The organism is Butyrivibrio sp. FCS014 (assembly GCF_000526935.1).
Taxonomy (GTDB): Bacteria; Bacillota; Clostridia; order Lachnospirales; family Lachnospiraceae; genus Butyrivibrio.
This window is the reverse complement of the sequence record NZ_JAHA01000019.1, coordinates 1,107,932-1,120,381: the sequence shown is the minus strand read 5'-3', so window position 1 is coordinate 1,120,381 and position 12,450 is coordinate 1,107,932. Positions and strand designations below refer to the sequence as shown.

The following is a 12,450-nucleotide window of genomic DNA, read 5'->3' as shown; positions in this document are numbered from 1 at the left end:
TATTCCTGCAACCATAGTTTTATCGACAAGGTATATATTTTATGGGTATGGAGAAGAATCTCAAACTTAATATTGCCAGGAATACTTTTACTATCCGTGAACTGACATTTTATTGTTTTTTCATGATCATGTTCGGAATGAGAATGTGGGGGATATATGAAAGCAAATCGTCATATGTCCCTTTATTAGTGGTGGGATTTCTGGTTTGGGGAATCAGCGTACTGATGTCTGAATATTCTGTTTTGGAATACATTGTCATTTGTGCCTTTATGATCCTGGCCGGAATTGTTTATATAAAGACCGGAGAAAAAGGTTTGCTATTATACTTTGCTCTCATGATGGGGGTGAAAAATATCAATGTAAACAGACTGTTTAAGGCCGGGATAATTGCAGGAGGATCCGGAATTGCCGTTTTATCATTTTTATCTGCATTTGGCATAATTGAAGATGTTGCGTATCTTCAGGAAAGACATTTTGTTGGAGAGGTTTTCAGAAGATCCTTAGGGGCTCCTCATCCAAACACTCTTAGTAGTTCATTTGTGATCATAGCGATGATGGTGATGTATGTCATTGGGCATAATAATAAGCCAAAGATTTGGCTGGCTTCGGTTGTTGTGTTGCTGATTGGCATGTATCTTTTTTTGTATTCTGGAAGCAGAACGGGTATGCTATTGCTTTGCCTGTATCTGGCAATCAATATGATATATGCCTATATGGATAAGACGGGAATAATTACAAGGATTATATCAATACTTATTATGCCTGTTATTTGGGCAGTATGTATTCTTATACCTTTTATCGCTTCTGATGATACTATTAGTTTTTTTAGGAGTGTTGAGTATAATCTGGGATCTAGGTTTGCAGAAGGTAAGTATTATCTTGATAATAATCCGTTGTCTTTATTCGGGATACGGCTATCTGACCCGGATGCGCACATTTATGGAATTGATATGTCACAACTGTACTTGTTCATTCAATTGGGGATTGTGGCATTTTGCGTTGTCTCCCTGTTATGGATATTATTGTTAAAAAGCGAGATAAGTGAAAACAAAAAAAGAGAGATTCCAATTACAATTTCCCTTTTGATCATGGGTATAACGGATCCGTTTTTATATAACATAGGGTTTAAGAACCTGGCGTTTGTATTCATGGGAGTGATGGTTTATGGCTACCTTAATAAATTAAATGTTGCGTTTACACCATTACTAGCCAAAGAAATACAAATACTGAAGATTGGAGAAAAAGAGATAGGTTTGCCTGTTATCTGCGAGGCATCGCAAAAAGGAAAATTGTTTGATAAAAAGAATAATAGTTTAAAAATGATAATAGTAGGAGTTTTATTGATTCTGCTTATTTCCACGATGTATTATTGCATTACTCCGAAACCTGCATACGTTTTATCGGACAGGAATGCAGGGGAACGCTTGCAGTGGATCTTTCAGGGGATGGAAGGTCATACTTATGACAAAGCTCAGATTAAAGCAATTAAAAATGAGGGTAACATTGTTCTTGACTATACCGATGAAGATGAGCTTATGTATGTGTATTACTCAGATGATAAAAGTCCCGTTCAGGGTGGGTATTATGCTCCCAATGCCGGAAATATGGAGAAATTCAGGCTTGCTTTAAGTCTTTTTGTGTGGGGGAGTATTTTTGTTATACTTATCATATATATCTTTAGTTACAAGAATACAAAACGATAGTCTTTTATCCATTCCCGGGAGGATGTGATGGAGTATATACTGGCCTTTTTATTTACATCTCAATACATATTGGGGCGTGACAGGAATGCAGATATTTTTTATCTGTTTTCAGCTTTGGCCCTTTTTTTCTATGTGTTAAAGAGGCGTGAAAAATTCTATCTGATACTTAAATGTGTAATGCCATTTGCTGTTGTCACTCTCATCATGGCTTTTTTATACCCATGGTCGGACACACTTCGCACCTTTATTTTCCTGGCTAAAATGGTTCTTAACATTACGCTCTTGGTTTTTGTGGCATATAACAGTAAACGGTGGAATATCTACCGATTTGCCGAAATGATTGCATTGATACAGGGCATTGAAACTGTAATAGCCCTCTTGTTGCCAGATTCTGCACTATGGTATCAGGATGAATTTATTCAAGGCACTCTTTATGCCTCACGCCTGAGACTCTTTTATACAGATGCAGGCACATTGGCTTTTTCATCCGGAATAGTACTTGTCATGCTTATATATCAGATGATGACTCAGGAGGTATTTTGGAAGCAGGCACTGTGTTCCTTAGTGATGATGGTGGATATGTACTTGTCGTATTCTATTGGGGCGATGGGCTATGCTGCTGTGGCTATATTGATCATGGCTGTTGTGGGATATTATTCAAAGAGAAACAGTGAGTCCGGTAGGAAACAGCGTATTATACTCAGGACTTTTGCTTTTGTCATTGCTGCTGTTGGCATGATTGTGGTCACAAATCCCATATTTTATAAAAGGGTAATTGCCATGATAAACGGTGAGGATATAATGGTTTATTACAAACTTACCTTGCCGCTTACGATGCTCACAAATGTATTGAAAAAGACATACTTTCTTGGTACCGGATTTGGCAACGGAAATACTGCGTTCGCAGTTGAACTTGTGGAGGGATTCGGAGCCTTTCCAAACTCCTTTATGAGGATAATATCAGAAGGCGGAATATTTGGGATTTTACTGGTATTTTCAATCATACTGGGGATTGGATTCCTTTGCATAAAATATGGGAAAAGTCTGGATAAAGCCCTGTTTGCTTATATTATCATGTATCAGATGACGGGAGGCTATTTTACAGATTCCAAAAACTTTTTTATTTATGGATGGATCATTGGGGATTGCTTTTACAATATGGTCATGAAGACCGGAAGCTGCCCTGTTAAGATGTTTGTTTCGGTAAATAAGGATAAACTTAAAATTGCCATGATTGGGCATAAGCATATTCCCGGAAGAGAAGGCGGAGTTGAAGTGGTTGTAGAGGAACTTAGCAAACGCCTTGTTAAGATGGGACATCAGGTAGATGCCTATAACAGAAGCGGGCAGCATATCTCCGGAGCTGAAAACAGTGGGGTTGATTATAAAACACTGAATAGATACGAAGGTATTGGTATTATTTCGGTTCCTACTATAAACAGGAAGGGCTTTGCTGCACTTATTTATTCGTTTATAGCCAGCATTATGGTTTCATTTAAAGATTATGATGTGATTCATTACCATGCTGAAGGCCCCTGTGCTTTTATGTGGATTCCTTCCGTGTTTGGAATAAGGACGGTCTGTACCATACATGGACTTGACTGGGCGAGGACCGGAAAGTGGGGGTCCCTTGCATCTTCATTTATTAAATTTGGAGAGCGAGTTGCTGTCGGTGTATCCGATGCAATGATAGTTTTGTCAAGGCATCTTCAGCAATATTTCAAGGACAATTACAACAGAGATTCATTCCTCATATACAATGGCATAGAAAGGCCGGAAATAGTTAATGCGGATGTTATAGGATCTAAATGGGGACTTAATAGGGATGATTACATTCTTTCGCTTTCGAGACTTACTAGGGAAAAGCGAATCGATTTGCTCATAGAAGCCTTTAAGGAAGTTGAGACAGATAAAAAGCTGGTTATTGCCGGAGGAAGCAGTGATTCGACAGAATATGTGGACTCACTAAAAAGACTGGCAGAGGGCGATGACAGGATTGTTTTTACGGGCTTTGTTAAAGGCAGGGAACTTAGTGAACTATACAGTAATGCTTATGTTTATTGCTTGCCAAGCGAAATTGAGGGAATGCCCATCAGTCTGCTGGAAGCTATGAGCTATGGCAATTGTTGCCTTACATCTGATATCCCGGAAAACTATGATGTTGTAAGCGATAAAGGTGTCACATTCAGGGTTAATGATAAGGCTGAACTTGTTAAAGCTCTGAAAACCTTGATTGAAAATCCTGAGATGGTTGCGCGGTATAAGAATAGCGCCTCGGATTATGTGTGCAATAGATATAACTGGGATGAAATTGCTGCTATGACAGTACAATTATACAAGTGAAGGCTAAATAGCAAAGGTTATAGAGGAGATAAGAATGATTAATTATCAGGACAGATTAGAAATTGATTTGTTGGATCTGATGGTGCAAATACTTAAGAAATCGAAAGCTATTATTATATGTGCTTTTATTGGCGCTGTTCTGTTTGGCGGATATAGTTATTGGGCATCTGGCGTGAGTACAGCCACCCATGAGTATTTGGGCACATTTGATGAATATAGTATTATAGATGCAAGAGAGCAACTTAAAGATGCCGATGCCATATGGGTTGAAGAAGATGTTATTATGTCTTTGAGATATGAAGATTGGGCTAGGAAGAATCTTAAAGAAGCCTCAAAGACAGAAGCGTATGAAAATGTATCAAACAAAAGTAGCTATTCATATATGACAACGTTAGAGAGAGCTTATTACAAAGCTCTTTACGCTGAGATATTGAAACAAATACATGAAGGCGAATTTAAAAATGTTGACGACTGGCTAGTAAGCATAGGGAGAGATGATTATTCATATGCATCCTATATTGTTTCAGATATTCCAGATGTAAGCGACAATAGTAAAGTAGTACACAGCCTTAGTATTAAGTATATTTTAATTGGCTTTATGGCTGGTGCCTTTATAGTCATTTTGATAGCAGCACTAAAATATATATTGACTCCTGTGCTTAGGACTACAGATGATCTGGCGGTTGCCTTTGAACTTCCTGTTTTGGGCGAGATAAAGGGTGACAATAATATGGAACTTGTTGTATCAAGTGTCATAGGCGCCAGTAAGAATATGGGCATTAAGAGACTTGCGCTTAGTGGCAGTATAGATGATGTGATGTCGGATTCAATAAAAAATGAAGTACAGAAAGGTGCTTCTGCGAATAATATGGATGTGGTGAATTGCAGAAGTATTTTGAAATTATCTTCCGCAGTTGAAGAAGCCGCAAATTCAGATGCTATTATGCTGGTGGAGAAAGTGGGAATATCGAAATACGATGATATAGCCAAGGAATTGGAATTGTGTAATAACCTGGGAATTAAGGTGCTTGGAGCGATTGTGTGTCATTAAGTGTACAACAGCTTAACACTATATAGTCGATTGGCCTAATTGGTCTTTTGCACATCTACTTCCATGACATTATGGATTAAACCGTGGCGAAGTAGGGTCCTTCTGACTCTATAAGCAGCCCATTGCCCACAATCTCCAACTGCTCCTTTAGAGTAAAGCGTAAATGATTCTACGCCATTCTTATCAGCATCTATAAACTGCTCCAACAGACTGTTGGATTCTTCGTAATAAAATGCTGCAGATGAATTATCACCATATAATCTATCGCCTAGTCCGAATCCGTTTCCAACATTATCGGGAATATTAATCACAACGAACAAGAGTATAAATGCAATAATCGGGATATATGCTCTGAGTTCAGCAATTTTGCTGATTATATATGCGCAGCTTATTACACCGGAGCTGACTACCCAGATTAAGATACCGTTATATACCATTCCCGATGCAATATATCCTCCAACTCTGATGGATATAATTGAAACGTAAATAAAATCTATCAATAATGCTGAAAGAGTAATGATCAGCATTTTGCGTAGACGTTCTGCGTCATTAGTGCCTTTTTGCTTGGCTGAAAAAGAAATGGCCAAAGATAATGCAATTATAACTATGATGGTTAGAAACGTTGGCTTATTTATGTTGTCTATAACTGTTTTTACTGTACTTGGATATTCTGAAATTGCACGGGACAATGAAAAGTCGTCATGAAGATCTGCATTTCCTCCGGTAAGTTCAAATAATCCGCATAGTAAATCCATGACAAAAGCGGCAATATATGCTGAGTAGCGCCAGAACCAGTTTTTGAAGCCACGCCTGATGCCGGTTTTGATATCATTACATATCCGTTGGATGAAAGCTGCACCTAAAACTGCTAATAGTGTTCCGTTAGTTATGAGATTTGAAAAGATGCAAAGATATAAAAATAGGAACAGGATCCCACTTTTGAAGCTTCTAAACATGTTGAGTGCATATGCCAAGTCATAAGTTTTGATTGTATTTAAGTAATCATCATATGCTACGCATTTTATAATATAAAAGGCCATTATGGCACATACAAAAGTGGGCATAGAATAGTTGATGCCTAAGTTTATTCCATAAATACTGAGCAGGTGATTGTTGTTAATTGTTCTTACTTTGCATAATTGGAAATTAAGGGCAAAGAACACAAATGCAATAAAAAGAGTCTGTATGTGGTCTAGAGAAAAGCACTTTTTGACTAATGATGCGAAGGCAGTTATATATGCTGCGGCTAGTGCTGCGAAAAATATACCGTAGCATATTGAAAACGTCCTAATATAATCCCCCAAAATCGGATATACCAGAAAAGCACTAAGATTCCCAACTAATCCGCCGATTGTCTCCGGTAATACTTTCCCGGGATTCCATGCTCCTTTCATGGGCCAGGCTTGCCTTGAGTATGAAATATATGTCCAATCATCAGGTGAGGCAATTACTAAAGGATGCAGTTCTACGTAAAAAACGCACATCATCAGAAATCCAAAACCGAAACATATTATAAGACTTTTATTTTTTGACCAGAAATTCATATCATCCCTCACTTAAAGCTTACTGTGGACATACTGATGAAATTATCTCACATTTTTGCTATAATAAACAAGCATATGTTGAAACAAAACAGTGCTTTTAGCACATAATCAAGGATGAATAACAGATGAATCAGAAGTATAAAGTATTACAGACATATGTATTGTGGGGGATAGATATGGCATGCATCTTGCTGTCATATCTTATTGCCACATACATCAGATATAATGATAAAAGGGACTACGGAGATAAGACATTGCATTATATGATATGCGTGATCTTTCTCCTTTTTTGCGTTATTTACACTTTTTTGGCCGATTGGAACAGAGACTTTATAATGCGCGGATATGTCATGGAGTTCCTGTCGGTTGTCAGATTCGTAGCCATTATGCTATTTGTTTCTATAGTAGTAGTGTATTTCCTTAGCTGGGCCGATATACTGTCAAGGTTTGTTATATTACATTTCACCTGGATGGATGTTCTGTTTACTTACCTTATGAGGCTTGCCTTTAAGGTTGCACTTAGAAAGCACATTTCCAGTGAGAATAATGTGATCAGGGTAGTCGTTATTGCTGAACGGGATATGATGGATGGCACATTGGCTCGCTTTTCTGAATCCAAGGGAAACTTTGGGTATAAGGTCATAGCATCTTATTGTGCTGAAGATGGACTGCAGGATCTTACCGGTAAGCTGATAACGGATCCTTTTGACGAGGTGTTTATTAATACTCCTAATATTCCACAGGGACAGCTTCAGGACTTGATCCTTGGGTTTGAAGAGATGGGAGTTACTACACATTACAATCTTGAACTTCCAAGCATTGGTAAGGCAACGACTCAAGTAGGAGAGTTTATGGATTACTCTGTTCTTACCTATTCCATGTTCAGAAGCAGTTATAAGAGATTATTTATCAAGAGAGTCGTTGATATTATAGGTGCTATTGTAGGGCTAATCATCACAGGTATTATCACTGTTTTTTTGGCACCGGCTATCAAACTGGACTCGCCGGGACCTGTTTTCTTCTCACAGACAAGGGTCGGTAAGAATGGAAGACGATTTAAAATCTATAAATTCAGATCCATGTATATTGATGCTGAGGAGCGAAAGAAAGAGCTTGAGGCCCAGAATGAGATGAAGGGGCTTATGTTTAAGATGGAGAATGACCCAAGAGTTACAAAAGTGGGGGCGTTCATCAGAAAGACCAGTTTGGATGAGTTCCCGCAGTTCCTGAATGTGATTAAGGGCGAGATGAGTCTTGTGGGAACGAGGCCTCCGACGGAAGCTGAATTTGAGCAGTACAATGAGCACTATAGGAGACGGCTCTCCATGACTCCCGGACTTACGGGACTTTGGCAGATAAGTGGGCGTAGCGACATTGAAGATTTTGATGAAGTAGTAAAACTTGATCTTAAATATATTGATAACTGGAGCCTTACAGAGGACTTTATGATACTGATTAAGACTGTTGGCGTTGTACTTTTTGGGCGAGGCGCCAAGTAAGAAATATTTCGACAAGAGAAAATGATAGATGTTGAAGAAAAACATAGAATTGAATGAAAAAAGAATATTAGTGACGGGGGCTGCAGGATTTATTGGCGCTAACCTTGTCATGGAACTAGTTGGGCGATATCCGTATTGCAAGATTATGGGAATAGATAACGTCAATAACTATTACGATATTCGCATCAAGCAGTACAGACTTGACGAGGTGGCAGCGGTTGTCTCTGTAGATGATCAGTTTGAACTTGTCCGTGGCAATATTGCGGATAAAGCACTGGTTGAAAATGTCTTTTCTGAGTTTAAACCTGATATTGTTGTTAATCTGGCGGCTCAGGCCGGAGTTAGATATTCAATTGAGAACCCAGATGCCTATATTGATGCCAATATCATAGGATTTTATAACATTTTGGAAGCTTGCAGACATTCTTATGACGATGAATCCGGATATGATGGAGTGCAGCATCTTGTCTATGCATCATCATCGAGTGTATATGGGAACAATAAGAAAGTCCCTTATAGCGTTGAGGACAAGGTAGACAATCCGGTGTCTTTATATGCAGCAACAAAGAAGAGCAATGAGCTTATGGCGCATGCATATTCGAAACTTTACGGAATACCTGCTACAGGCCTTAGATTTTTTACAGTGTATGGACCTGCAGGAAGACCGGATATGGCTTACTTCGGATTTACTAACAAGCTGGTTGCCGGTGATACTATAAAGATATTTAACTATGGAAACTGCAAGAGGGATTTTACTTACGTAGATGACATTGTCGAAGGCGTTATAGACGTAATGCAGAAATCACCTGATGAAAATGAGGATAGAGTTAAGTACAAGGTCTACAATATCGGAAACAATGCCCCGGTAAACTTGCTTGATTTTGTTGATATACTTCAGCAGGAACTGATTGCTGCAGGAGTGTTGCCGGAAGATTATGATTTCGAGGCGCATAAGGAACTGGTTCCTATGCAACCAGGAGATGTAGAGATAACATATGCGGATACTTCTGCACTTGAAGAAGATTTTGGGTTTAAACCTTCTACTCCGTTGAGAGAGGGACTACGGGCTTTTGCCAAATGGTATAAAATGTATTATGGAGTTAAAAGGAATCAATGAATGGATAAGGTTACTAGGATTAAAAAGTATATTCATATAGCGTTTTGGATATGTATTTTTACCGGGCTTTTCTTATTTTTTTATGTGGCACATCCGCTAATATTGTCTGATACTGATGATTGGTATAATGCAAGTTATTGGCGAAGGCCGCTTCCCGTGTGGGGGCAATTTGGCAGTATCAAAGTGTTTCCGGAGACCTTTATGCCGCTTTGCTCGATGATAGGAGTAAGTATAATATATCCCATCACTCATAATTATCTAATATCTTTGGCTTGTATATATGCATTGGTAGTATCCGGATTTGTGACTCTCTATGTATATATGGCCGGTAAACTTATAAAAGGACTGACTGGTAGCTCTATTCTCCAGTCAGATGAAGTCTCTTTGATATTTCTAATGCTTCATTTTCTAATGTATAAAAATGATTGGAACGGGAACACTCACCTGCTATGGTCAAGAGATGTTACTTGTTTTTTTCACTATACTTTATCAGTGTTGTTAGGGGCTTGCCTTGTAATGTACTTCATTAGAAAAGAAACTATAGAAGGAAAGAATATTTCCAGCAGTATTTGGTCAGGCGATATGAGCTCATTAAAGGGTGGATTACTGATATTATTATTATATCTTTCGGTCTACTCCAATATGTTTAGCAATATAGTAATAGCTTCATATGCCGGAATACATGTATTGAGAATGTTGGTTGAGTGTTTTAGGGAAAATAGAGAATTAAAATGGTTTTATAAGTTACGGTTGTGGTTTTCAAATACCTGGTTGTTTATAATGACTTTAGTCATGTGGATTGCGGCTGTATTATTTCAAACGCAAGATCCGAGAAATGATATAGCCAGAGGACAGGGGGCAACAGGTAGCTTCTATGGATCACAGAAAGCGTTTTTTTCAAATTTTGTCTCGGTCAACAAAATGGTTGCATTACTTGTTGTTCTGTTTATCTTTACCTTTGCGTTTAGATATTTAATGATAAAACGTAAGAGGAGCAATAAAGATATGCATATGTTTTCTGTTGTTTCTTTGGAAATAATAGCTTCTTGCATTCTGACATCTGTTTATCTTGTAGTATTATGTGGTGTCGCCAGTCCCAGTTATTTATATAGAGATGATGTTAAACTGGGGATATTCTTTTATCTACTCATAGAGATTACGCTTATGTTAGCTGAGACTTTTATTGAGGGAACGCGAGATAATGATAAGAATCGAGAGTATACAAGACATATGGCTCTTGTCATTCCATTAGTATGTTTTATAGTAACATCTCAGACGCTTAATTATTGTAAATCTTATGCGGACTTTAGCATGACAAATATGAGTTATGAAGACGAACTTCGAGTGGGAAAAGATATTATTGAACAGTTTATCACTGCAGATAATTTAGGCCAGACGAAAATGGATTTACATGTAGTGTCAAATGAAAATGCCGATGACAACTGGCCATATCCAAGTTATGCCGGCAATTTGATTGGTGATACACTTTTTAGGCACGGGGTCATTTCCAGAAAAATGGATGTAGTTACAGTTTTTGATTCTTCCAAGAATGAAGAGCTAATGATATATTGATACAATCTATATAAGAATGGAAAAATAGATGTTCTCATACAAATTATACGCTCCGAAATTCAAACTGAATAAGAAGCTGCTTATGATGTGTCTTGGAGCACTATATCTTATCGGTGTTATACCGATGATGGTTATAGGTTTTTATAACTGGCCTTCAGTCGATGACTTCTCCATGCCATTGCAGGTGCATCAGACATTCGTTTCTACAGGGAGTGTACTTGCAACGCTGGGAAGTGTCTTTACCAAGACAGTTTACATATACAATAATTGGGTTGGATATTTCTTCTCTGACTTTGTGACCTGTCTTTGTCCGAGTATATGGGGAGAAAAGTGGTATTTCTTATCCGGGATTATTGTGATAGCAACGTTGACACTCTGCGTGCTGTATTTTTTTGATGCACTGTTTGTCAGAACTTTTGGATTTGATAAAGACTTATCTTTGGCTTCCGCATTTCTAACGCTTCTTGTAATGGTTCAGTCTATGGAAAACGGTGCGGCAAGAGCGGAAGCGTTCTTCTGGTGGAGCGGAGCTATTAATTATACATTTATGTTCGGACTTTGCCTGTTTTGGATTGGCTTGGCACTTAGATATGTGTTTGAGAAATGTAAGTTAAGTAGGCTGGTCCTTCTGTGCGTTTTGGGGTTCCTGCTTGGAGGCTCCAACTATATGACGGCTCTAGTGGCTGCAGTGTGTTCGGTACTTGGGCTGATTATTGTGATTATGGTTAAGCTTGGGAAGTTTAAACTATGGAGTGGAAGCCTTAAGAAAGAAAGCGTGCATGATGATATAAAGAGAATAAACCTTCCGTGGCTACCGTTTATACTTAACCTTCTTGGGCTAATCGTGTCAGCAGCAGCACCCGGAAACCGCATAAGAGGGACCGGGATAGGTAATATTGGTCCCATAAAGGCTGTTCTTAGAGCGTACTTTAGCGTATTTGATGTATGTGTGGATGGAATGCTACGATGGGAAGTTATATTGGAGTTTGCGGTTTTGGCAGTGCTGTTTTGGAAGATGGCACCTGCCATTAAGAACAGATTAGAGCATCCTTTCGTATTTGGGCTTTTTTCAATCAGTATGATGGCGGTATGTATGGTTCCTCCGTTGTTTGCGGTTGGAAATATTGATGCGCCTAGGATCAGATCTACTATGTGGCTTCAGTTTGTGCTGATGATGACAGTAACGATATTCTATTACATGACATGGATAAGGCAGAGAATTGACGATGGTAGCGATGCCAAAACTCCTATGTTTGGACAGATATCGTCTGCATTCATAATTGTGATTGTATGCGTATTGTTGCTTGGTTCGCTTCTCTGTGTATATGTTAATCCGGCATATTACTCAGGAACATCAGCTATATATGATCTTGTAAATGGCAAGGCAGCAGCTTATAGACAAGAAAATGAGGCTCGCTTAGAAATACTAAATGACAATTCAGTTAGCGTTGCAGTTTTACAGCCTCATGACAATAAGCCTGAGCTTCTTTTCCAGGGCGATATCTATGAGGATGCTACTCTTTGGGAGAATACCGCACTGGCAGCATATTATGACAAAGAGTCCGTCATGCTTGAGAAAAGGTAGTATTACCCAATAATAAAATAGTTAAAATGATCTAAA

8 protein-coding genes are annotated in these 12,450 nt (G+C 38.5%); 7 read left to right on the top strand and 1 reads right to left on the bottom strand.

Annotation, left to right across the window (positions count from 1 at the left end):
• Window positions 1-41: 41 nt before the first annotated feature.
• Genes T456_RS0117650 through T456_RS0117640 form a run of 3 tightly spaced genes read left to right on the top strand, consistent with a single transcriptional unit; the run spans window position 42 to window position 5,097 of the window.
• Window positions 42-1,703 (top strand): hypothetical protein, encoded by a 1,662-nt coding sequence (locus T456_RS0117650; protein ID WP_024867327.1) that lies wholly within the window; start codon window positions 42-44, stop codon window positions 1,701-1,703.
• A 27-nt stretch (window positions 1,704-1,730) separates the two neighbouring features.
• Window positions 1,731-4,046: a glycosyltransferase gene (locus T456_RS23880; protein WP_330369820.1), complete on the top strand. Its 2,316-nt coding sequence runs from the start codon at window positions 1,731-1,733 to the stop codon at window positions 4,044-4,046.
• 34 nt (window positions 4,047-4,080) lie between these two features.
• Entirely contained in the window at window positions 4,081-5,097 is a 1,017-nt protein-coding gene (locus tag T456_RS0117640) for a hypothetical protein (RefSeq protein WP_024867325.1), read from the top strand.
• Window positions 5,098-5,132: 35 nt separating this feature from the next.
• On the opposite strand, the gene T456_RS0117635 is transcribed toward T456_RS0117640, so the two are convergent.
• The gene (locus T456_RS0117635) at window positions 5,133-6,641 is read right to left on the bottom strand and encodes a hypothetical protein (protein ID WP_024867324.1); all 1,509 of its coding nucleotides are present in this window, start codon (window positions 6,639-6,641) and stop codon (window positions 5,133-5,135) included.
• A 125-nt stretch (window positions 6,642-6,766) separates the two neighbouring features.
• Between T456_RS0117635 and T456_RS0117630 the strand changes: the two genes are divergently transcribed.
• The 4 genes from T456_RS0117630 to T456_RS0117615 are packed head-to-tail and all read left to right on the top strand — an operon-like array spanning window position 6,767 to window position 12,414.
• A complete protein-coding gene (locus tag T456_RS0117630; protein WP_024867323.1) occupies window positions 6,767-8,140 on the top strand; it encodes a sugar transferase in 1,374 nt (457 codons plus the stop codon).
• Between the two features lie 28 nt (window positions 8,141-8,168).
• The gene (locus T456_RS0117625; RefSeq protein WP_024867322.1) at window positions 8,169-9,257 is read left to right on the top strand and encodes a GDP-mannose 4,6-dehydratase; all 1,089 of its coding nucleotides are present in this window, start codon (window positions 8,169-8,171) and stop codon (window positions 9,255-9,257) included.
• Window positions 9,258-10,829: a hypothetical protein gene (locus T456_RS0117620; RefSeq protein WP_024867321.1), complete on the top strand. Its 1,572-nt coding sequence runs from the start codon at window positions 9,258-9,260 to the stop codon at window positions 10,827-10,829.
• 28 nt (window positions 10,830-10,857) lie between these two features.
• Window positions 10,858-12,414, top strand: a complete 1,557-nt coding sequence (locus T456_RS0117615) for a hypothetical protein (protein ID WP_024867320.1) — start codon at window positions 10,858-10,860, stop codon at window positions 12,412-12,414.
• Window positions 12,415-12,450 lie beyond the last annotated feature (36 nt).